The sequence below is a fragment of the Ruegeria sp. HKCCA0235A genome, from assembly GCF_013033235.1.
Classification (GTDB): domain Bacteria; phylum Pseudomonadota; class Alphaproteobacteria; order Rhodobacterales; family Rhodobacteraceae; genus Ruegeria.
On record NZ_WQDQ01000001.1, the window covers coordinates 490,634 to 513,199 of the forward strand.

Genomic DNA, 22,566 nt, shown 5'->3' on the forward strand with positions numbered 1-22,566 from the left:
TATAGGTCGGTCCCGAAACGACCGACGTCGCAATCGTCACAGTCACGATGCGACGTTTTGGCCAAAACGGAAAAAATGCCACCACGGGTCGATGGCCCGCCCAGCACAGGGAATACCCCATGTCCGACGAAGAAGACATCGTCCTGTCCGAACTGAATGACGACGAACTGGTCGAGCAGATGTTCGACGATCTCTACGATGGCCTGAAGGAAGAGATCGAAGAAGGTACCAACATCCTGCTGGAACGCGGATGGACACCTTATGACATCCTGACCAAGGCTCTGGTTGGCGGTATGACCATCGTAGGCCATGACTTCCGCGACGGCATCCTGTTCGTCCCCGAGGTTCTGCTGGCCGCAAACGCCATGAAAGGCGGCATGTCCATTCTCAAGCCGCTGCTGGCCGAAACCGGTGCACCGCGCGTCGGCAAGATGGTCATCGGCACCGTGAAGGGTGACATCCACGACATCGGCAAGAACCTTGTTTCGATGATGATGGAAGGCGCCGGCTTCGAAGTTGTCGATCTGGGCATCAACAACCCGGTCGAAAACTACCTGGAAGCACTGGAAAACGAACAACCCGACATTCTGGGCATGTCGGCCCTGCTGACCACTACGATGCCTTACATGAAAGTGGTCATCGACACGATGGTCGAACAGGGCGTCCGCGACGATTACATCGTTCTGGTCGGCGGCGCGCCCCTGAATGAAGAGTTCGGCAAAGCCATCGGCGCGGATGCCTATTGCCGCGACGCAGCTGTTGCAGTGGAAACCGCCAAGGAATTCGTGGGCCGCAAGCACAATCAACTGGCTGGCTAAGACCAGAACAATACAGATTGAAAGGCCGTCCGATCCGGGCGGCCTTTTTGATTCTGAAGCGCCTTGTCACCGGAGGATCCGGATTATCCAATATTAAACCAAAGCAGGTCTAAAAGAACGAGGCATCCACATCCTCAGGGGGTCTCGTGCCGACTACATTCACGGCCATCTCGCTCGGCAAACTTGTCGATATCGACAGTTTCGAAGGCAACAACACAGCTGAAAACGCTTCGGCGCTTGTGGGGAAAACCTTTGGCGGGTCCGACGATCCGTTGGCTCACAACAGCGTCACCTGGAGCCCGGTCGGCAATCCGGGTTCGTATTACAACATGAACAACATGTCGGCCAATGATCGGTTTTCGATCGATGGCGGGCCGCCTCAGACATTCGATGGCACTTCGGTCTACAACGCCACGATCACCTATTTTGACGGATCAACTGCCAGGATTTCCACAGTTGTGGCGCAGGATGTGGATGGCAACACCTATCTGATGCCGGAATTCTCGGACAATTCGGACCAATCCGCCTTGGAGGCTGGCCCTGTCCGCTCGATCACGCTCAACAGCCTTGCCGGAAACCGGTATTCAGGCCTGACATCCCGCCGTGAAGATTGGGATCTGGTGCCCTGCTTTACCCCCGGAACGATGATCCGCACCGAGCAACGCGCGCGACCGATTGAAACCCTGTCCGTTGGTGACCGGATCGAAACCCATGATCATGGGCTGCAACCCCTGCGTTGGATGGGGCGGCGAACCGTCAAGGCAACGGGTCCGCATGCGCCTGTTCTTTTCAAAGCAGGCGCCATCGGAAACACGCGCGACCTTCTGGTGTCACAACAGCACCGCATGCTGATTGGGGATTGGCGTCTCGAGCTGCACACCGGACATTGCGAAGCCCTGGCGCCTGCCAAACATCTCGTGAACGGGTCCGACATCATACTGCGGCCCGGAGGGGTGGTGACCTACATCCACTTGCTGTTCGACCGGCATGAGCTGCTCTGGGCCGAAGATTGCCTGAGCGAGAGCTTTCATCCCGGCGCGCATATCTGGGACAGTCTCGGGTCTGCCGCACGGCAAGAAATCCTGTCGCTGTTTCCGGAACTGTCGCTGAACGGTGTTGCCGCGTACGGCCCGCTGGCCCGGCCCCTACTGACTGCGTTTGAAGCGCATGCGTCGGCGGCCTGACATGAGATGTCGGATCGGGGCTTGCCCAACGGCCTCAATCATCCTCCTATGGCAAAAGCCCCGGAGGATGCCAAGCGATGTCAAACGAATCCCTGCCAGATGATGCAAGCCTGACCTCGAAGGGCTATGAAGATACAGGCAAGGGAAGCATCCTGTTGATTGCCTGCGGCGCTCTTGCGCGCGAAATACTGGATATCAAAACACGGAATGGCTGGGATCACATGGCTCTGACCTGCCTGCCTGCGATCCTGCACGTTCACCCGGAACGGATCACCCAGGCCGTGGAAGACGCCGTGGCCAAGCATCAAGGCGATTTTGACAAGATCTACATCGTTTACGCCGATTGCGGCACCGGGGGTCTGCTTCAGGCCGCCTGCGAAAAACTTGGGGTCGAAATGGTGAAGGGGCCCCATTGCTATTCCTTCTTCGAAGGAAATCAGGCCTTTCAGGACCGCGGAGAAGACGAAACAACCGCGTTCTATCTGACAGATTTCCTGGCCCGGCAATTCGACGCCTTTGTCTGGAAACCACTGGGCCTGGACCGCCACCCGGAACTGCGTGACATGTATTTCGGCAATTACACCAAACTTGTCTATCAGGCCCAGATCGACAGCCCAGAGCTGACGGAACGCGCGCGCGAATGCGCAGACCGGATGGGGCTGGAATTCGAACGCCGGTTCACCGGTTACGGCGATCTGGAAAACACGCTGTCGGACTGGGCAAACCGCCCAGGATGAGGTCAGGCGTTTTCCTGTGCGACCTGCCGGATGCGTTCGATCATAGACCGCAGGCCGTTCGAGCGCTGAGCGGACAGGTGGTCGTTCAGCCCAAGGCGTGCCAGTTCCGCCCCCGCATCGACCTTGGGAACTTCGGCCACGGGCAAACCGTTGTACAAGGACCGAAGAACAGCGATCAGGCCGCGCACGATCAGTGCATCGCTGTCACCATCGAATTTGAAGACGCCGGATTCAATCATCGGATGCAGCCAGACCTGGCTGGCGCATCCATGGACTTTTGTCGCCGGAACCTTGAATGCATCGTCCAGCGGCTCCATCGCCTTGCCCTGCTCGATGACATGGCGATACCGGTCTTCCCAATCCTCGAGAAACTCGAAATCCTCGACAATCTCTTCAAAGGCGGGCGTGGCCATGATGCGGTGATCCTTTGGTTGCATTCACAATTGTGACCTAAGCCGGTGACCCGCCACTGTCCAGCCCCCGCGGTGGCTTTTCAACGCGAAGAATATGCGCTAACCCATTGCCTGAACTCGTGTGAAAGTCTGTGGGTCCATGCAAAAATCTCTGTCCGTTCTCATCATCGCCACGCTGACCCTGACTGCATGCAGCAGCTGGCGTGACTCTCGGGTGAACCCTTCAAACTGGTTCGGATCCAGCAGATCTGTCGAAGCCGAAACACCGCCCGACCCAAATGCCGCCGACGCACTGGTTCCGAAGCAAGGCGGAGGAACCGGCCTGTTTTCCCGCCCCGATGCCGAAGACACCAGCATTCCAATTGGTCAGATCGACGAGTTGCGTATCGACCCAACTCCCACCGGCGCGATCATCTATGCGTCTGGCACGGCTGTCCGACAGGGGGCATTCAACGCGCGTCTGGTTCCTGTTGAAAAGGAAGAAAACCAGAAGAACGGAACTTTGGAATTTGTGTTCCGTGTGAACTACCCCAGCTATGAGACGCCGCAAGGGTCGGAACGTACTCGGATGGTATCGGACGCCATCAATATCTCGAATCAGGAACTGCAAGGTATTCGGCTGGTCCGCGTGGTCGGACAGCAAAACGCACTGGAATCACGGCGCCGGTAAGCGCCGTTACAGGGACACGACCTTGACCGACTGTCCTTTGGCCGCGAGGGCAATCTTTCCTTCGCACAGTTTGAGAGCATCCTCGCCAAAGACCTCGAACCGCCATCCCGACAAGGCTGGAACATCCCGCTCGCCGGCCGCAATCTGATCCAGGTCCGAGCTTGTGGCGATCAATTTCGCCGCCACACCTGAACTTTCGGTCTTGGACTTCAGCAGAACCCTCAGTAGGTCAGCCAGCGCCGGATTGACCTTGAGCTTGTCGCGCGAAGTGTCGACCTTGGGCAATTTGTCAGGCGGGCAATTCACGCCACGCTTGACCGCTGCCAGAATACCTTCGGCGATCGCCCCTTTGCGGGCTTCGCGCAGCAACAGGCGGGATCCGCCCAAATCCGAATGTGTTTTGGGTTTGGTCGATGCCAGCTCGATCAGCGCGTCGTCTTTGAATACGCGGTTCCGGGGCACGTTGTTTTCCTGCGCATAGGATTCGCGAAACTGCGCCAATTCGCGCACCACGGCCAGAAACTTGGCCGAGTTCGTGCGCGTTTTTACCCGCTTCCATGCGTCTTCAGGCCGGATGTCATAAGTGGCAGGCTGTGTCAGGGTCCGCAATTCTTCGGCAACCCAGTGGCTGCGCTGCGTCTTTTCAAGTTCTGCGGCCAGACGCTCGTAGATCCCGCGCAAATGGGTCACATCTGCAAGAGCATAGTTTTTCTGAGCATCGGTCAACGGGCGCCGGGACCAGTCGGTGAACCGAGAGGTCTTGTCGACGCCCTGCTTGCAGATTTTCCGAACCAGAGTTTCATAGCCAACCTGCTCGCCAAAGCCACACACCATCGCTGCGACCTGTGTGTCGAACAGCGGCTTGGGAAACACGCCGGCTTCCACCCAGAAGATCTCAAGGTCCTGGCGGGCGGCATGGAACACCTTGACCACGCTTTCATTCCGGAAAAGATCGTAAAGCGGGTCAAGCGACAAACCATCGGCAAGCGGATCGACCAGAACCGCGCTGTCTTCATCCTCGGACGGGACAGCCAATTGCACCAGGCACAGCTTGGAGTAATACGTCCGCTCGCGCAGAAATTCGGTGTCGACCGTGATATAGGGATAGCCTTCGGCGGCCATGCAGAAATCGGCCAGCTCTTGCGTCGTCGTCAGGGTTTTCATGCGCCGTACTAGTATCGCTCTTGTTTTTGTGCCTGCCCGTTTTTGTCCTCGTCCCGAGCGTTGTCGACGACCATAGGCCGATTATTGCACGGGTGTAAATCACCCACAGAGCGTTCACGGCAACAGGACGGGCGACCTGTTGCCTTCAGCAAAGCGCCGCAGCACTTCAGGGTAGAGTTTGTGTTCCCACACCAGCACCCGCGCAGCCAGCGATTCCGGTGTATCATCGGCTTGGATCGGCACCCGTGCCTGGCCCAGAATCGGGCCGTCATCCAGTGCCGCCGTCACCTCATGCACCGAGCAGCCGTGTTCGGAATCTCCGGCTTGTATCGCGCGGGCATGGGTGTGTAACCCTTTGTATTTTGGCAATAATGAAGGGTGGATATTCAGCATCCGCCCTTGAAACCGAGACACGAAATCCGCTGTCAGAACCCGCATGAAGCCAGCCAGACAGACAATGTCGGGTCGCGCCTCTTGCAGGGGTTTCAAAAGCTCGGCTTCAAAGGCGCTGCGGTCCCCCTTGAAAGGGCGATGATCAACCACTGCGGTCGGAATGCCACGGTCCGCAGCTTTTTTCAGCCCGCCTGCCTGCGCGTCATTGGACAACACCAAACAGGGCCGCGCCGGATGATCTTTGGTCATGCTGTCAACAAGCGACACCATGTTCGACCCGCCCCCGGAGATCAGGATCGCGACGCGCTTCTGGCTCACAGCAGTTTGTCCGAATAGGCAACGCCGGGCGTTTCCGTGACAGTACCGATCCGAGCGACGGTTTCACCGGCATCCGCCAGCAGGGCCGACAACTCGTCCGCCTTGTCCGCAGCGCACACGACAATAAGGCCGATGCCGCAATTGAAGGTCTTGAGCATTTCCGACTCAACGATACTGCCGGTCTTCGCCATCCAGCCGAAGACAGGGGGCAGTTGCCAACTGTCCAGATCGATCTGGGCCCCCAGCCCTTGGGGCAGCACGCGGGGAAGATTTTCGGTCAACCCACCGCCGGTGATATGCGCCAGCGCGTGAACACCACCCGCACGAACCGCAGCCAAAGCCGGTTTTACGTAAAGGCGTGTGGGCGTCAGAAGTGCCTCACCCAGGTTGCCCTCTCCGAAGGGAGACGGCGAATCCCAGCCCAGACCGGACAGTTCGACCAGCTTGCGCACAAGCGAATAGCCGTTGGAATGCACCCCGTTCGAGGCCAGACCCAAAAGGACGTCACCGGCTTGAACGCCCGCAGGCAGATCTGCGCCGCGTTCCATCGCACCGACCGCAAACCCGGCCAGATCAAAATCGCCATCAGGATACATTCCCGGCATCTCGGCGGTTTCACCACCAATCAGGGCACAGCCAGACTGCGCACAGCCTTCGGCAATCCCTTCGATGATCCGCGCCGCCGTATCGGTATCCAGCCTGCCGGTCGCGAAATAATCGAGGAAGAACAGCGGCTCGGCACCCTGACAGATCAGGTCATTCACGCACATGGCCACCAGATCGACGCCGACCCCGTCCACGACGCCGGTATCAATCGCAATCCGCAGCTTGGTGCCCACGCCATCCGTCGCACCGACCAGGATCGGGTCCCGGTATCCGGCAGCCTTCAGATCGAACAGCGCGCCAAATCCACCCAGGCCGCTCATCACACCGGGGCGGTTGGTCCGCTTGGCGGCGGGTTTGATCCGATCGACCAGGGCGTTGCCCGCGTCGATATCCACACCTGCATCGGCATAGGTGATTCCGTTTTTACCCGCTGTCATGTCCGGTCCCTCAAGAAAGCTTTGCGGGCGGGTTAGTCGATTGTGGCGTTTGTTGCAACGGTCAGGCTTGACGCGGCTGTTCACCGTGATACCCAAGCGCCTAGGCGGGCCTGTAGCTCAATTGGTTAGAGCAGAGCGCTCATAACGCTTTGGTTGGGGGTTCGAGTCCCTCCGGGCCTACCATTTCGCCGAAACATCCGGGTGGGTTGTTGCCGTCTGGACGTTGATGCGCTGGCTTATCCGTCCGAATCTTCGAACCCAAAATAGGCGTCAAGCTCCTCTTGGGTTACTTGCCATTCATAGGAATAGCCGTCGCGCCCACCAAAGCTGTAATCCTCGTGACTGCCGGACAGGCTCGGATCTTGATGCACCGCCTCCAAATAGGTCTCGAATTCATCAGGATCGACCCAGAACGAAGCATCCATGATCATCATGTAGTAATCATAGGCGAGAGGCTCATCGAACTTGCCGAAGTCATTCTGCAAATAGTCCAGCATTTCAGCGCAAAATATCGCCATATTGGCACGCACCTGAACCGGAAGAGGCGCCAGATCCTCGTCGCCATCCACCACGTCCTGCTGCGACGCATGCCACAACTCGGATGCCAACGACTCGATCAGGTCGGACCGCAACCATTTCAGACATGTATCGCCTGCCCCGATAAAACCGGTCAAACGTTCCACCCGCCTTTCATCGGTTTCGTCATACCACTGCCAAAGAGGCAGCAAGGCCGCAAGTGTCGCGCACCCGACAAACCCCTTTTCGGCCAATTTCACAAATCCTGCGATAACCATCTTATGCGCCCCCAAAAAAGCAAAAAACTATGAGGACAGGATGCCATGGCCAGACAAATTAACAAAATTGAACCCCATTCGCAGACATAACAGGGGGTCTATCGCCCGATAATAATGTCCGCGCAGAGCCCTCCAAGACGTTCACTTTTCGACAGACGCAAAGCGCCACCATGCGCGCGCGCGACATCCGCCACAATCGCAAGACCAAGGCCAACGCCACTGCCCTGATTCTGATTGCGAGCCGGGTCGAGTCGCGTGAAAGGCTTTACCGCCTCTGTACGTTGGTCCGCAGGTATACCGGGGCCGTCATCCTCAACGCGGATGCGCATCGATTTCGCGTTCAAAAACAGGCTGAGCTCGGCCCGGCTGCCATAGCGCATGGCATTTCCAATCAGGTTTTCCACCGCCCGGCGTACAGCCATCGGGCGTATCATGACCGTCCCCTGCCCCTCGACCGCGATCAGCTCTGCCTGATGACCGGCCCGTTTTGCATCATCCACGATCTGGCGGAGGAATTCATCCGGTTGGACCTCTTCCGTCGATCCCTCGGCAGCCCCACGCGAAAAATCCAGAAACGCATCCAGCAAGGACTGCATTTCCGTAACATCCTTTTGCAACGGCGCGGCCTCGTCTTCCGGCAACATCGACAGTCCAAGCTTCAAACGTGTCAACGGGGTCCGCAGATCGTGGCTGACACCCGACAGCATCAACGTCCGTTGTTCGATCTGGCGTTCGATCCGGGACCGCATATCCAGAAACGCATTTCCCGCCGCGCGCACCTCGATGGCACCACCGGGTGAATACGGAACGATTCGCCCCCGCCCGAAGGCCTGCGCCGCATCAGCAAGGCGCGTGATGGGGCGCAATTGATTTCGCATGTAAAGAAACGAGATCGTCGTCATGATGACCGCAAAGAACACCATGGTGACGATCAATTGATGCGGGGCCGCGGGCGACAACCTGCGCCGATCGAACGTCAATTGCAGCAGCCCCAGATGGGTCTTCAAATAAACCCGCGCTTCTTTGCTGCTGGGTAAAGCCACGGCGTCAAGATTGGGCAACCTGGCATACAGTTCGGATTCGACCTGCGGGGCGATGAAATCATACCATCGCCGCGCGCCAATCTCAGGCTGTTCGTTGACGCCCAGAAACCTGGCCTTCATCTCAAGGGCCTGCAAATCGGGACGAATCGACGCCAGCGCCTGTTGTTGCGTTTCCGCGTCCTCGATCATTGTCGAAATCAGCATCACCTCGCGGGATGCCGCGCGCGTCATCTGGCCGGTGACATCCTCAAGATGCTTTTGAAGGAACGCGATTCCCACGACCAGCAACAGCACGATCACAGGTAAAACCAGGATCAGCGCTGCCCGGGCGTAAAGACTGCGAGGCATATAAGGTTTGAGCCAGTGCGAAGACATGCGCTAAACCTAACGGGCTGCCCGGACAAGAGAAAGAGCACAGAATGCAGGCACCAGATGATTTCGATCCGCCCGTCGGCCAGCCAGAGGAACTGCATCCGGGTTTGCGGCGTATTCTGGCCCCGAATCCCTCTCCGATGACCTATCGCGGTACCAACACGTATCTGCTGGGTGAACGCGACATTGCCGTCATCGATCCAGGCCCTGCAAGCGAGGCACATCTGGGCGCAATTCTGGATTCCTTGGCGCCGGGTCAAAGGATCAGCCATATCATTGTCACACATGCGCATGTGGACCATTCACCCTTGGCGGCTCCGCTGGCGGCGCGCACAGGGGCGACGATTTATGCTTATGGCGGGCCCGAGGCGGGGCGCAGCGCCGTCATGACCGATCTTGCCGCGCAGGGGCTGACCGGCGGCGGCGAAGGCATCGACACCACGTTTCGCCCTGATGTCGAAGTGACGGATGGTGAGACCATCAATGGCGACGGGTGGCAGCTTGAGGTCATTCACACACCGGGCCATCTGGGCAATCACATTGCCCTGGCCTGGCAGAACATCTGCTTCACGGCGGATCATGTCATGGGTTGGGCCAGCTCGTTGGTGTCCCCTCCGGATGGTGATCTGACCGACTTCATGACTGCCTGCCATCGGCTGCGCGCGCGCGACTGGTCGGTTTTCCATGCAGGCCATGGCGCACCGATCACCAGCCCTGCCGAACGTTTGGACTGGCTGATTGCACACCGCCAGACCCGCGAGGCACAGATCCTGAGCGCACTGGAGGATGAAGACGGGACGGCACGGGATCTGGCTGGGCGCATCTATACGGATACGCCAGCGGCATTGCTGCCCGCGGCCGAGCGCAACGTTTTCGCTCATCTCGTTGATCTGAATGGGAAAAACAAAGTGGCTCCCATTGACCCCCTGTCAGTTTCATCTGTTTTTCGGCGGGTTCGCTAAAACAGCAAAATTTTTTGATGGTTCTCGTACTTAACCACTGGACGTCCGGAATCGGGGTTGCTATATGCGCCTCAGTTCCGGCGTAGCTCAGCGGTAGAGCAGTTGACTGTTAATCAATTGGTCGTAGGTTCGATCCCTACCGCCGGAGCCAAAATCCCCCCTTCGTTCAGACCTGCATTGCCGTCAAAAATCACATCGATTTATGCCGTTTTTTTTCGTCGAAAAACACACGCAACCTCTGGACGTCGGGAAACCGGATTGCTATACGGCGCGAACCGTTCCGGCGTAGCTCAGCGGTAGAGCAGTTGACTGTTAATCAATTGGTCGTAGGTTCGATCCCTACCGCCGGAGCCAATTCCCCAAAACGCAGCAGACCTAGCCTGTCAGGGCGTCGCCGAACTCGGCCCGAAGCTTGCGTTTCAATACCTTTCCGGTCGCGCTCAGCGGCAATGCGTCGACAAAGACAACCTTGTCCGGGATCTGCCACTTGGCGATTTTGCCTTCGAAAAAGGCAAGCAAATCCTCTTCGCTGGGCTCTTCACCATCGGCTTTCACGGCAACCAGCAAGGGGCGTTCATCCCATTTCGGATGCGGAACACCAACCACGGCGGCCGTTGCAAGCTGGGGATGTGCCACGGCGATGTTCTCAAGCTCGACCGAACTGATCCATTCCCCACCGGATTTGATGATGTCTTTGGATCTGTCGCGAATGGTCATGTAGCCATCCGGATCCAAAGTGGCCACATCCCCGGTGGCGAACCAGCCATCCTGTAAAAGTTCCTGATCCTGCAACTGGAAATAGCTGTCCAGAACCCAGTGACCCCGCACCATCAAATCGCCCTGGGTTTCGCCGTCATGCGGCAGATTATTCCCATCTTCGTCCACGATTTTCAACTCGACCCCAAAGGGTGGTCTGCCCTGACTCAGGCGGATCTTGTGCTGTTCTTCCGGCGGCAGCTTCAGGTGTTTGGCCAAGGGATAATTCGTCGTGCCCAGCGGGCTCATCTCGCTCATGCCCCAGGCGTGGACCGTGTCAACGCCATAGGTTTCGCGGAAGGTTTCGATCATCGACGGAGGGCACGCGGCGCCGCCGATAACCGTGCGTTCAAGGCTTTTGAGTTCGGTTCCGCATGCCGCGGCATAGGCCAGCAAGCCCTGCCAGATGGTCGGCACGCCCATGGCCAAGGTCACGCCATAGGTGTCGATCAGATTGACCAGCGCCTCGCCGTGCAAATCCGGCCCAGGCAACACAAGCCGCGATCCCGACATGGCGCAGGCGTAGGGCGACCCCCAGGCGTTGACATGGAACATCGGCACAACCGGCATGACAACATCCATCGCTGAATACCCGATCACATCCCGTGTGTTCGATGCAAAGCTGTGCAGCAGTGTCGACCGATGAGAATACAATACGCCCTTTGGATTGCCTGTGGTTCCCGACGTATAGCACAGCCCGCAGGCCGTCTTTTCATCCAGCTCAGGCCATTGGAAACCTGCATCCCCGGTCTCCAGCAACTCGTCATAGAACTTCAGATCAGGAACCTGAGCCGCAGCCTCTTCATTGCGAGGCCCCATGAGGACAAAATGCTGAACTTCGGACAAAGCGTCATGCAGCGCGGCGACCAGCGGAATGAACGTCGCATCGAAGAACAGAACCCTGTCCTGGGCATGGTTGATGATAAACATCAGCTGCTCGGGGAACAGGCGGGGATTGACCGTGTGACAGACATAGCCCGCGCCGGACGTGGCAAAATAGATCTCGAGATGCCGCCGATTGTTCCAGGCCAGTGTCCCGATCCTGTCCTGCGGTTCCAGCCCCAGATTGGTCAAGGCCGACGCCATCCGTCGGGCATTCACCGCAATCTCGGACCAGTTGGTTTCAGTGACCGTTCCATCCGTTTCAACCGAAACAATCTCGGTCTGACCGTGATAGCGGTCAGCGTGATCGATCAGCGACGAAACCAGCAAGGGCTGCGTCATCATCTGTCCTAACATGGACATCCTCCCGTCCTTGGCGAGACCTTGGATGGCCTCTGCCTTATCCATCTGGCATTGACGGCTTGGGGCGTGACCCGATGCGTCAATACAGTCGTTTCCTACGGAGGAACCCTGCCAATCATTTAATTGTCTGACAATAAAAGAATGCAGCCCAACACGGCCGTGGGCGGTATTTTTCGCTCTTAGTTTCGGTGTTTCAGCGCGTAGGCGACCAATGCGGCGGTTGATCCGTCCTTACCGTCAGCACTGGCGACACCATCCACGACAGGTCCAAGCGAGTTGGCAAGCTCTTTGCCCAATTCCACACCCCACTGATCAAAGGAATTGATGCCCAGCAGAACACCTTCAACGAACACACGATGTTCGTACAGCGCGATAATCTGCCCCAGAACGAACGGCGTAAGCTTCGGATAGATCAGCGTTGTGGAAGGGCGGTTGCCCGGAAACACGCGGTGTCGCGCCTGCCGATCAAGTTCGTCGCCATCAAGGCCTTTTTCTGCCATGAGTTCACGGGCTTCATCCAAAGACCGGCCACGCATCAAAGCCTCTGACTGGGCCAGACAGTTGGCCAAAAGCAGGCGGTGATGGTGGGTCAACTCGGGTTCGTGCCCTTCGGCGGCGACCATGAATTCACAGGGAATGACATCCGTCCCCTGATGGATGAGCTGATAGAACGCATGCTGGCCATTGGTACCCGGCTCACCCCAGACCACTGGCCCGGAGGGGACAGCCAGCGAAGACCCGTCCATCGCGACAGATTTGCCATTCGATTCCATTTCCAACTGCTGGAGATAGGCTGGCAGGCGCAGCAGCCGCTGATCATAGGGCAGCACAGCGCGGCTGGTGCAACCCAGAACCTGACGGTGCCAGATGCCGACCAGCGCCAGCATCACAGGCATGTTTTCCACCCAATCCGCCGAGCGGAAATGCAGATCCATCGCCTGCCCGCCCCGCAGAAACGCATCAAATGCATTTGAACCGACGGCAATCATGACCGGCAATCCGACCGGCCCCCAGACCGAATAACGCCCGCCCACCCAATCGGCGAAACCGAATACATGCGCCTCGGGGATGCCGAAAGCCTGCGTCTTGTCCAGCGCGCTGGATACGGCGGCAAACTGGCGGGACGGATCACCTCCGCCCTCGGACATCCAGGCGCGGGCCGTGCGCGCATTGGTCATCGTTTCGATCGTGGTGAATGTCTTGGACGCGACAATCACAAGCGTCCGCGCCGGATCCAACGGGCGCAACGTGTCCGCGATGTGGGCCCCATCCACGTTCGAGACGTAATGCACCCGCGGGCCATCGTGATAAGGGGCCAGTGCGTGCGTGGCCATCACCGGGCCCAGGTCGGACCCCCCGATGCCGATATTCACCACATCGGTGAAACTGCCCCCTGCCCCCGCAATGGCGCCGCCGCGCACTTCCTCGGCAAAAACACGCATCCGATGCAGCGTGTCCAGAACCCCGGGCATGACGTCCTGACCGTCCACGTCAACCGGCCCACCATCAAGGTTGCGCAGGGCGGTGTGCAGCACTGCGCGCCCTTCGGTTTCGTTGATCTTCTTCCCGGCAAACATGGCGTCGCGCCGCGTCGCAAGCCCGGCATCTTCGCACAATTGCAACAAAGCAGCGCGCACGTCTTCATCGATCTGCGTTTTTGAATAATCGAACAGCAAATCCCCGGTCGAGGCTGAAAACGACCCGGCCCGGGTTGCATCCTTTGCAAACAGGTCGACGATACGGCGGTCAGCTGCTGCAAGCGCCTTCAAAGCATCCAACTGCATTGCCTCACTCCGCCCAATGAACCGTCATGCCGCTGAGGACCGCGGCGATCGGTGCCTCTTCCGGTGGCATCGACATGGCTTTGTCCAATACGTCTCGTTTTGCCTGCCCGTAGATGATCAGATGTTTCGACAAGGCCCCGTCCAGAACAGGGGCCGTCAAAGAAATCCGGGGCTCTGGCTGCACATCGGTCCGGGCGACGATCAAGGTCGGCGCCTGGCTGTCGAGGGCCTTGTCCAGCCCGTCCATTCCCGGGAACAGCGAGGCCGTGTGCATGTCTTCCCCCATCCCGAGGACAAGAACCGACAAAGGCAGTACCGGCGCGATCAGCGATTCAACTTCCGGCAACGCCGCTTCAGGCTCTGCGCCCGGAACATAAAGTGGAATATACTGTGAGACGGATGCCCGGTTGGTCAGCAGTCTTTCCCGGATCAGACGTTCGTTCGAACGTTCGTGATAAGCCGGCACGCAGCGTTCGTCCGTAGGCAGAACACGCACACGGTCCCACTCGAGATCGGCGGCACACAGGCTGTCAAAAACCGGCCCCGGTGTTGTCCCGCCGGGGACGGCCAATGCAACGGTGTCATTGTGCAACAAAGCGGCCTCAAGCTCACCCGCCAACGCGTTTGCCACATCGATGGCCAGCATTTCCCGGTCGGCATATTCCTGAATGTTCATGGCTTTATTCCCTGCCAGCGGCGACCGTCACGTTTCATCAGCAGCTCGGCGTCGCCCGGCCCTGTGCTGCCGCTGTCATAAGGTTTCGGCACGTCCCCGCGCGCCAGCCATCCGGCGATGATCGGATCGGTCCAGGCCCAGGCGGCCTCGACCTCGTCCCCACGCATGAACAGCGTCTGGTTGCCCCGTATCACGTCCATGACGAGGCGCTCGTAAGCATCTGGCGGGTCTTGATTCTCAGGCCCCAGTGCTTCGGCGAAACTCATGTCCAATGGAACGTCGATCAGCCGCATCCCTCCCGGTCCCGGCTCCTTGATCGTCACTTTCAGCGTGATCCCTTCGTTGGGTTGCAACCGGATCGACAACGCATTGGCGTGACGCCCGGCCTCTTCCCCGAAAATCGAATGCGGCGCGTCCTTGAACATCACATTGATAACCGACGAGCGCGCCACCAGCCGTTTGCCCGTACGCAGATAAAACGGCGTGCCCGCCCATCGCCAATTGCTGACATGCGCCTTCAGCGCCACATAGCTTTCAGTGGTCGAGCGTGGATTGCCGACACATTCGCGGTATCCCACCCCTTCCGGCCCTGCCGAAAACTGGCCGCGCACGATGTGATGCGGCTCCACCGGATCAAGCGCCCGGATCACCTTGAGCTTTTCATCCCGCACCGCGTCCGGATCGAACTTCGCCGGGGGTTCCATGGCAATCAGGCACAGCAGCTGCATCAGGTGGTTTTGCACCATGTCCCGCATCGCGCCGGCGCGTTCATAGTATTCTTCGCGCCCATCGATGCCCACGGTTTCGGCAACGGTGATCTGGATGTGGTCGACATACTGGCTGTTCCACAACGGTTCGAACAGCATATTGCCAAACCGTACGGCCATCAGGTTCTGGACGGTTTCCTTGCCCAGATAATGATCGATTCGGTAAATCTGGCTTTCATCAAAATGCGCAGCCAGTGTGGCATTCAGCTCTCGCGCGCTGCCCAGATCATGCCCGAACGGTTTTTCCACCACGATGCGCGTATCTTCGGTCGCCAGGTCATAGGCCCGGACCCGCTCGGCCAAGGGGCCGAACAGGCTGGGGCCGACCGAGAAATAGAACGCGCGCACGCGGTTGGGTGACAGTTTTTTACCCAGCAGGTCCCATCCTTCGGCTGATACTGCATCCAGCGGGACATAATCGACCCGTTGTAGAAAACGGGACACTCTCTGGGACTCTGAAGCGCGGACCGCAGCATGCCGGTGAAGCGATTCTGCGACCATCTGTCGGAAATCTTCCACGGAATGGCCCGTACGCGCTGCTGCGATAATCCTTGCATCCTCATGCCATTGCCCGGCGCAAAACCGACGGTAAAGCGCGGGCAGAATCTTGCGCTGCGCCAGATCGCCGGTGCCGCCGAAAATGATCAGATCAAAGGGATCAACAGGTATGACGCGTGAAACCATGAATTGTCCTTACCTCGCCCCTTCCGGCATGTCCAATGTTAGCGCAACCATTCGGCAAAAAATCACTCTGTTCAAAACTCTGTCAGAACCGCTGCGTCACCCTTACCAAATCCGCGACAAAGGGCTAGATCGAATTGATGACCTTTAAGAACCGGATGCGGGAATGAAAGACAACGCCCCTCAGCTCGCCAATATCGGCAAGTTTCAAAACAAATCGGTGACAGCTGACGGCCAAACCCGCGCAAAGGTTTCCCTGACACGGCCCGAGACCCTTTGGTTCAATACGGGCACTTTGTGCAATATCGAATGCGTGAACTGCTATATCGCCAGCAGCCCGACCAATGACGCTTTGGTTTACATCACCGCTGAAGAGGTCCGGAACTACCTGGATCAGATCGAAGCCCGCAACTGGCCCGTGCACGAGATCGGTTTCACGGGCGGTGAGCCGTTCATGAACCCGCAAATGATCGACATGACGCGCGCCGCGCTGGAACGAGGGTACAAGGTTCTGATCCTGACCAACGCAATGGCGCCGATGATGCGCCGCAAAATGCGCGAAGGGTTGCTGGGGTTGCAAAAGGAATTCAACCACATGTTGACTCTGCGCATTTCGGTCGATCACTTCCGCCCGGCCCTGCACGATGAAGAACGCGGCGACGGCAGTTTCGACAAAACCCTGGCCGGGATGGAATGGTTGCGCGACCACGGTTTCAACATGGCCATCGCCGGGCGTACGGTCTGGGGGGAGTCAGACGCGGAAAGCCGTGCTGGCTATGCTAGGTTCTTTGCCAGGCACGGATTTGATATTGACCCGCAGAACCCGGCTCAGACCGTTCTGTTTCCCGAAATGGACGAAACTGTCGAGGTTCCAGAAATCACCACCGCGTGCTGGGGAATTCTTGACAAATCCCCCAACGACGTCATGTGCGCCAGCGCCCGTATGGTGGTCAAACGCAAGGGGGCCGAAAAACCTGCTGTCCTGGCCTGCACCCTGCTGCCCTATGAGCCCGAGTTCGAGATGGGTCATACCCTGGCCGAGGCCGAGGCGGACGTGCATCTGAACCACCCTCATTGCGCCAAATTCTGCGTTTTGGGCGGGGCCAGCTGTTCTGGCTGATCAGTTCAGCTCGGGCGATTTCCAAAACTTGGTGCCAGACGCGCCGGCCGATACGCGCCAGCCCTTTTTGTTGAGAACAAAGAACGAGCGGCCATCAGTAAAACGCAGGGTTTCGCCCGTTTTGTCCTCGCCATACATGGCCCCCGTTTCTGCGGTCGCGTCATAGCCTTGGTTTATGAACTTATCCAGATCAGCGGGAGTTTCGAACAGGATCACGAATTTGGTCTCGAACCCACCGATGCCGATGGCGCCGCCAACCCCGCCCGTTCCCATGTTCATGTATGTGTGTTGCCCGGTGTCTTTCGACACCGCCACGCCCCGGCCATAGCCCGCCGACACAGGAAATACTGTAACCTTACGAGAGTCGAACACCGCATACCCGGCACTGACGTCATAAAGTGGCCGCGCATCGGGGTTTTCCGCCAAAAGCTGATCCAAAATCTCACCTGCCATCGCGTCAAGCTTTGCGCGCGTTTCTTCAGGTGTTGCCTCGTTGGACAGCAGCTCAGAGGTGGACGTGATCGTATCGTCAACCGCTTCGGCACCTTTGTCGATCGTCTTCCCGACGCTCTCGGCGCCTTTTTTGATTTTGTCCAGAACACCCTCGGCAAAAACGGGGCTGGTCATGCAAAGCGCTGCAACAAAGAGAACGGCTCTGATCATTGTTTTTTCCTGTGACGCCATCAGATTGGCAGTCACCATACGCGACTTGCCTCAAATGAGAACAGGAATTCCGACGCACAGGCGAACCTGGCCGATCACTCAGTTCACGCGAAACTCGCCAACCATGTTGCGCCACTCGCCCGGTGCGATCATCTTGCGGTGCGTGAATTTCACGGAATGCAGCGGCCCTTCTATTTCTCGTTGCCAAAACTCGATGAATTCGAAGAGTTTCGGATGATCCGGCGCAAGGTCATATTCCTGCCAGATGAAGGTATTCAGGACGTGGACGTAATCGGGCATATGATAGAAAAATTCGGCCGTTGTCAGGCCATAGCCCTTAAGCATCAATTCGGTTTCACTTGTCTTCATGCAGACCTCCGGTTTGTTGCACGATATTCTCAGGCTAGCACGAAAACCCCCTAATACTTAGATAACAATATGTTACTTGGGTGTTACCGAGGATTCGAACCTTGGGGAGCGCTGCTTGCTTGCACCTTATGTGCCGGGTCTGATAAGGTGCATCCACAAGATATAGACCCAGCACAAAATACGGGCAGTTTACGTGAGCGATACGCCAGAAATCCCCGAAAACATGGATGAAACCCCGCCCGAGCGCCCTGTCTATGACGGCCCGACGGTCTCGATCGAATCCGAGATGCGCACGTCCTATCTGGACTATGCGATGTCGGTCATCGTCAGCCGCGCGATCCCCGATCTGCGCGACGGTTTGAAACCGGTGCATCGGCGCATCCTCTATGCGATGCACGAGACCGGTAATACCCATGACAAGGCCTATCGCAAATCGGCCCGTCCGGTGGGTGACGTGATGGGTAAGTACCACCCCCACGGCGACAGCGCGATCTATGATGCGCTGGTGCGGATGGCGCAGGATTTTTCGATGTCGCTGCCACTGCTGGATGGTCAGGGCAACTTCGGCTCGATGGACGGCGACAACCCGGCGGCCATGCGTTACACCGAAGTGCGGATGGACAAGCCCGCCGCCGCCCTACTGGCGGATATCGAGAAAGAGACGGTCGATTTCCAGGACAACTACGATGGCAAGGACAAGGAACCCACCGTCCTGCCCGCGCGGTTCCCCAACATGCTGGTCAACGGCGCCGGCGGTATCGCGGTGGGCATGGCCACCAACATCCCGCCGCACAACTTAGGCGAAGTGGTTAACGCGACGCTGGCCCTGATCGACGACCCGGACCTGACGTCCGAGCAGTTGATCGAATACGTCCCCGGCCCCGATTTCCCCACCGGCGGCGTGATGCTGGGCCGTTCCGGCGCGCGCAAGGCCTATCTGGAAGGCCGCGGCAGCGTCATCATCCGCGCCAAGACCCGCGTCGAGGAGCTGCGCAAGGATCGCTATGCCATCATCGTGGATGAAATCCCCTATCAGGTGAACAAGGCCTCGATGATCGAAAAGATCGCCGAAGCGGTGCGCGAAAAGCGCATCGAAGGTGTCAGCCACGTTCAGGACGAATCCGACCGCAACGGCGTACGGGTGGTGGTCGAGCTGAAACGCGACGCAACGCCCGAGGTGGTGCTGAACCAGCTGTACCGCTTCACGCCGATGCAGACCTCGTTCGGCTGCAACATGCTGGCGCTGAACGGCGGCCGCCCCGAGCAGCTGACCCTGCGCCGTTTCCTGACCAGCTTCATCGATTTCCGCGAAGATGTCGTTGCCCGCCGCACCGCCTTTGACCTGCGCAAGGCGCGGGAACGCAGCCATATCCTCTGCGGTCTGGCCGTGGCGGTCTCGAACGTTGACGAGGTCGTGGCCACGATCCGGTCTTCGGCCGACGCGGCCGAGGCGCGCGAAAAGCTGATGACCCGGCGCTGGCCGGCCGCCGACATCGCGGATTATCTGCGCCTGATCGACGATCCGCTGTCCAAGATGAACGACGACGGCACCTATAACCTGACCGAGGTTCAGGCACGCGCCATCCTTGACCTGCGCCTGCAACGCCTGACGCAACTGGGCGTCAAAGAGGTCACGGACGAGCTGGAAGACCTGGCCGCAAAGATCAAGGAATACCTGGATATCCTGTCCTCGCGCGAACGCATAATGGGCATCATCGCTGATGAACTGCGCAGCGTCCGCGAACAATTCGCGGTACCGCGCCGCACCGAGATCGTCGACTGGTCGGGCGACATGGAAGACGAGGACCTGATCGAGCGCGAAGACATGGTCGTGACCGTGACTTCGGGCGGCTATATCAAGCGCACGCCGCTTGCCGATTTCCGCGCGCAAAAGCGGGGTGGCAAGGGGCTGTCGGGCATGCAGACCAAGGAGGAGGACGTGGTTACCACCCTCTTCGTGGCCAATACGCACACCCAGCTTCTGTTCTTCACCACCGACGGGATGGTCTACAAACTCAAGACCTGGCGCCTGCCCCAGTCGGGGCGCACCGGCAAGGGCAAGGCGATTGTCAACATCCTGCCGATTCCCGCCGGCGTTTCCATTGCGGCGATCATGCCGGTCGATGTGCCGGATGAGGAATGGGAAAACCTTCAGATCGTCTTCGCCACCAGCGCCGGCGACGTGCGCCGCAACGCGCTGAGCGACTTCACCAACGTCAAGCGCAACGGCAAGATCGCGATGGACCTGCCCGAGGGCGTGGAACTGGTCAACGCGCGCATCTGCTCGGACGATGACGATGTGATGCTGGTCACCAATTCCGGCCGGGCGATCCGTTTCTCCACAACCGACGTGCGGGTGTTCAAGGGGCGCAAATCGACCGGCGTGCGCGGCATCCGGTTGAACGCGGGCGACCGCGTGGTCTCGATGTCGGTGATCCGCCATTTCGAGGCCACCCCGGACGAGCGCGCCGCCTATCTGAAGATGCGTCGCCTGATGGCCGGCGTGACCGATGACACCGAAGCCGACGAGGATGGCGGCAATGCCGACAGCATCCTGCCGCAGGAACGCTATGCCGAGATGTCGGCGGCCGAGAACCTGATCCTGACCATCACGGCCAAAGGATCGGGCAAGCTCAGCTCGTCGCATGACTATCCGGTGCGTGGTCGTGGCGGCATGGGCGTGATGGCAATGGACAAGGCGATGCGGGGTGGCCCGCTGGTGGCCTCGTTCCCGGTCGAAATCGACGACCAGATCATGTTGGCCACCTCCAAGGGTCAGTCGATCCGGGTTCCGGTCGACGGCATCTCGTTCCGGTCCCGCAGTGCCGGCGGGGTCAAGGTGTTCAACACCGGCAAGGGCGAAGAGGTCGTCAGCGTCGCCCGGATCGCCGATCAGGGTGATGAGGAAACCGAAGAATAGCCCTCACGCTCAATTACGGATCTGAAACAAAACGCTCGCCCTGCGGGCGTTTTGTCATTCTGGATCACGATATCGATAGCTCTCGGGATGATCCGCTTGCCCAAAGCCATTCTGACGCCTAGCTTTTTTATATGTGGTCTTTTGCACATATCCGACCAGCTTACAGCCGCACAGAACGTATCAGCGACGGGGTGGTCCATGTGCTCGGTGTCTCGAGTGCGTTGATTGCGGTTCCCCTGCTGATCACGATGACCATCAATTACCGGTATGATCAATCTGCGGTACTGGGCGCGTCGGTTTACGGGGTGACGTTGATACTCATGCTGACGTTTTCTGCGTTGTACAACATGATCGAAAGCGAGGAATGGCGCGGGTTTCTGCAACGGCTTGATCATTCTGGCATCTACGTCAAGATCGCAGGGACGTATACGCCGTTTCTACTGTTGTCCGGTGCTCAGCCCCCCGGGCTGTTGCTCGGGTTGTGGTCCTCGGCAACGCTTGGGTCGGTTCTCAAGATGCTGGACCCAAACCGGTTCCGCTGGTTCGGGCTTGCGTTATACCTATTGATGGGTTGGGCGGTGGTCTGGGCCGGGCAATCCATGTTGGCAGACCTGTCCCCCACAATCGTCACGCTGATGATTGCCGGAGGGCTCGTGTACACGGCCGGGGTCGCCTTCTACCTGCTGGATTGGCTGCCGTTCCACAATACGATCTGGCACGTATTTGTGTTGGTCGGCAGCGTTTTGTTCTTTGCAGCCGTAGCGACCCGGATTGAACTGGTGCCAGTGGTTTAGGTCAATCTGTGCATGTTTGTTCGGCAAGTGTTTGGGCAGAATGAAAGGACGCGCCACCCAAAATCAGCGTTCAGTGTGAAATCAAAAAACAATCTGACTTTCATATATCGCAGGCTCCTATCGATCTTCACGTGATCGGATTTGTGCTAGCAGCGCTCTGGCCCAAAGCATTCACCGCTTCAAACCAGTCAAGCATCACATCGCTGCAGCCATTTGGAACGCCATGCCCGATTTCATAGCCGATAACCGAAATATTCAAACCGGCCTCACAGTCCCTAGGAATGCGCTGATCATAGCCTTCTTGCTCAAAAAACTTGGTCCTCTTGAAAACTCGCAGAAGCCCTGAACTTTAGCGTGGCTTCCACGGCGCCTATAAATCCTGGATCAGACCAATCAGAACCGGGTATGGCGAAGGGAACCTCTGCTGTCGTAGCCATGGCGGCAATACATGTCGAAATCTGTTGATGCGCACTTTTCCGGTTCGCCGCGGGAATGGCCGGTGGTTACGATCTGTGCCAGATCAATGGGGAATCGTGCCAACACCTCCTCAAGCGTATTTGGCAATGAATTCAGAAACATCGCGCCTATCGTGAGAGTCACTCCAAACCCAGCCTGTGCCCCGGCCATTCTGGTGCTCAATTTCCAGCGTGGTCGGAACGACGCTGGCCTACCGGCGTTCAAGTACCGGTGTGACAGGAAACACACTCTGAAGCACCCGTTGCGCCGTTCCGCGAGATCCATGAAGAAAAATCACGGTTGAACATGGTCATTCGCCCTTCGGACGCAAGACATTGGGTTGTCACCCAGAAACCATACATGAAATACCCGCGCGCCCGAATTCCTGTGCTTGTTACAGGTGTGAAAACTTTTTGCACGTCGC

General features: G+C 58.3%; 20 protein-coding genes and 3 tRNA genes. 11 read left to right on the forward strand and 12 right to left on the reverse strand.

Translation table 11 applies throughout. From position 1 onward, the window contains the following. Positions 1-119: 119 nt before the first annotated feature. The 3 genes from GOW56_RS02420 (at position 120) to GOW56_RS02430 (ending at position 2,739) form a co-directional block, all read left to right on the forward strand. Positions 120-818 carry a B12-binding domain-containing protein gene (locus GOW56_RS02420; RefSeq protein WP_152458104.1) on the forward strand — a complete coding sequence of 233 codons (699 nt, stop codon included), beginning with the start codon at positions 120-122 and terminating at the stop codon, positions 816-818. 146 nt (positions 819-964) lie between these two features. Further along, positions 965-2,002, forward strand: coding sequence for a Hint domain-containing protein (locus GOW56_RS21705; RefSeq protein ID WP_171204831.1), 1,038 nt, complete (start codon positions 965-967; stop codon positions 2,000-2,002). A gap of 77 nt (positions 2,003-2,079) precedes the next feature. Next, positions 2,080-2,739 (forward strand): DUF1638 domain-containing protein, encoded by a 660-nt coding sequence (locus GOW56_RS02430; protein WP_171204832.1) that lies wholly within the window; start codon positions 2,080-2,082, stop codon positions 2,737-2,739. A 2-nt stretch (positions 2,740-2,741) separates the two neighbouring features. On the opposite strand, the gene GOW56_RS02435 is transcribed toward GOW56_RS02430, so the two are convergent. After that, a complete protein-coding gene (locus GOW56_RS02435) occupies positions 2,742-3,152 on the reverse strand; it encodes a SufE family protein (RefSeq protein ID WP_117868838.1) in 411 nt (136 codons plus the stop codon). 139 nt (positions 3,153-3,291) lie between these two features. Between GOW56_RS02435 and GOW56_RS02440 the strand changes: the two genes are divergently transcribed. Next, complete coding sequence (locus GOW56_RS02440; protein ID WP_171204833.1) at positions 3,292-3,822, forward strand: hypothetical protein; 531 nt, start codon at positions 3,292-3,294, stop codon at positions 3,820-3,822. A gap of 6 nt (positions 3,823-3,828) precedes the next feature. Here GOW56_RS02440 and rnd read toward each other — a convergent pair whose 3' ends face one another. The 3 genes from rnd to purM all read right to left on the reverse strand — a co-directional run bounded on the left by rnd (position 3,829) and on the right by purM (position 6,740). Further along, complete coding sequence (gene rnd, locus GOW56_RS02445) at positions 3,829-4,986, reverse strand: ribonuclease D (RefSeq protein ID WP_171204834.1); 1,158 nt, start codon at positions 4,984-4,986, stop codon at positions 3,829-3,831. Positions 4,987-5,100: 114 nt separating this feature from the next. Beyond that, positions 5,101-5,697: a phosphoribosylglycinamide formyltransferase gene (gene purN, locus GOW56_RS02450; protein WP_171204835.1), complete on the reverse strand. Its 597-nt coding sequence runs from the start codon at positions 5,695-5,697 to the stop codon at positions 5,101-5,103. Beyond that, complete coding sequence (gene purM, locus GOW56_RS02455) at positions 5,694-6,740, reverse strand: phosphoribosylformylglycinamidine cyclo-ligase (RefSeq protein ID WP_171204836.1); 1,047 nt, start codon at positions 6,738-6,740, stop codon at positions 5,694-5,696. Before purM ends, purN begins: the two co-directional genes overlap by 4 nt. 106 nt (positions 6,741-6,846) lie before the next feature. On the opposite strand from purM, the gene GOW56_RS02460 reads away from it, so the two are divergent. Then, positions 6,847-6,923, forward strand: a tRNA-Ile gene (locus GOW56_RS02460). Between the two features lie 53 nt (positions 6,924-6,976). On the opposite strand, the gene GOW56_RS02465 is transcribed toward GOW56_RS02460, so the two are convergent. After that, positions 6,977-7,534 carry a hypothetical protein gene (locus GOW56_RS02465; protein ID WP_171115717.1) on the reverse strand — a complete coding sequence of 186 codons (558 nt, stop codon included), beginning with the start codon at positions 7,532-7,534 and terminating at the stop codon, positions 6,977-6,979. Positions 7,535-7,632: 98 nt separating this feature from the next. Then, entirely contained in the window at positions 7,633-8,952 is a 1,320-nt protein-coding gene (locus GOW56_RS02470) for an ATP-binding protein (protein ID WP_171167937.1), read from the reverse strand. Between the two features lie 44 nt (positions 8,953-8,996). Here GOW56_RS02470 and GOW56_RS02475 point away from each other — a divergent pair, with 44 nt between their 5' ends. The 3 genes from GOW56_RS02475 (at position 8,997) to GOW56_RS02485 (ending at position 10,265) form a co-directional block, all read left to right on the forward strand. Further along, positions 8,997-9,911 carry an MBL fold metallo-hydrolase gene (locus GOW56_RS02475; protein WP_171204837.1) on the forward strand — a complete coding sequence of 305 codons (915 nt, stop codon included), beginning with the start codon at positions 8,997-8,999 and terminating at the stop codon, positions 9,909-9,911. Positions 9,912-9,987: 76 nt separating this feature from the next. Beyond that, positions 9,988-10,062: transfer RNA gene (locus tag GOW56_RS02480), tRNA-Asn, on the forward strand. Between the two features lie 128 nt (positions 10,063-10,190). Next, positions 10,191-10,265: transfer RNA gene (locus GOW56_RS02485), tRNA-Asn, on the forward strand. Positions 10,266-10,286: 21 nt separating this feature from the next. On the opposite strand, the gene GOW56_RS02490 is transcribed toward GOW56_RS02485, so the two are convergent. From GOW56_RS02490 to zwf, 4 genes are all read right to left on the reverse strand, one after another. Beyond that, positions 10,287-11,906, reverse strand: a complete 1,620-nt coding sequence (locus GOW56_RS02490; RefSeq protein ID WP_171204838.1) for a long-chain-fatty-acid--CoA ligase — start codon at positions 11,904-11,906, stop codon at positions 10,287-10,289. Positions 11,907-12,091: 185 nt separating this feature from the next. Further along, positions 12,092-13,696 (reverse strand): glucose-6-phosphate isomerase, encoded by a 1,605-nt coding sequence (gene pgi / locus GOW56_RS02495; protein WP_171167934.1) that lies wholly within the window; start codon positions 13,694-13,696, stop codon positions 12,092-12,094. Between the two features lie 4 nt (positions 13,697-13,700). Beyond that, a complete protein-coding gene (pgl, locus tag GOW56_RS02500) occupies positions 13,701-14,372 on the reverse strand; it encodes a 6-phosphogluconolactonase (RefSeq protein ID WP_171204839.1) in 672 nt (223 codons plus the stop codon). Continuing rightward, positions 14,369-15,823, reverse strand: a complete 1,455-nt coding sequence (gene zwf / locus GOW56_RS02505; protein WP_171204840.1) for a glucose-6-phosphate dehydrogenase — start codon at positions 15,821-15,823, stop codon at positions 14,369-14,371. The genes pgl and zwf overlap by 4 nt, the downstream gene beginning before the upstream one ends. 163 nt (positions 15,824-15,986) lie before the next feature. Here zwf and GOW56_RS02510 point away from each other — a divergent pair, with 163 nt between their 5' ends. Beyond that, on the forward strand, positions 15,987-16,940 hold the full coding sequence (locus GOW56_RS02510; RefSeq protein WP_171204841.1) for a radical SAM protein: 954 nt from the start codon (positions 15,987-15,989) through the stop codon (positions 16,938-16,940). On the opposite strand, the gene GOW56_RS02515 is transcribed toward GOW56_RS02510, so the two are convergent. Together GOW56_RS02515 and GOW56_RS02520 are read right to left on the reverse strand one after the other, a co-directional pair. Beyond that, a complete protein-coding gene (locus GOW56_RS02515; protein ID WP_216603509.1) occupies positions 16,941-17,603 on the reverse strand; it encodes a hypothetical protein in 663 nt (220 codons plus the stop codon). A 99-nt stretch (positions 17,604-17,702) separates the two neighbouring features. Next, positions 17,703-17,972, reverse strand: coding sequence for an usg protein (locus GOW56_RS02520; protein WP_152458119.1), 270 nt, complete (start codon positions 17,970-17,972; stop codon positions 17,703-17,705). Between the two features lie 193 nt (positions 17,973-18,165). Between GOW56_RS02520 and gyrA the strand changes: the two genes are divergently transcribed. Beyond that, on the forward strand, positions 18,166-20,892 hold the full coding sequence (gyrA, locus tag GOW56_RS02525) for a DNA gyrase subunit A (RefSeq protein ID WP_171204842.1): 2,727 nt from the start codon (positions 18,166-18,168) through the stop codon (positions 20,890-20,892). Positions 20,893-21,023: 131 nt separating this feature from the next. After that, positions 21,024-21,686 (forward strand): hemolysin III family protein, encoded by a 663-nt coding sequence (locus GOW56_RS02530; RefSeq protein WP_171204843.1) that lies wholly within the window; start codon positions 21,024-21,026, stop codon positions 21,684-21,686. Positions 21,687-22,566: the final 880 nt, after the last annotated feature.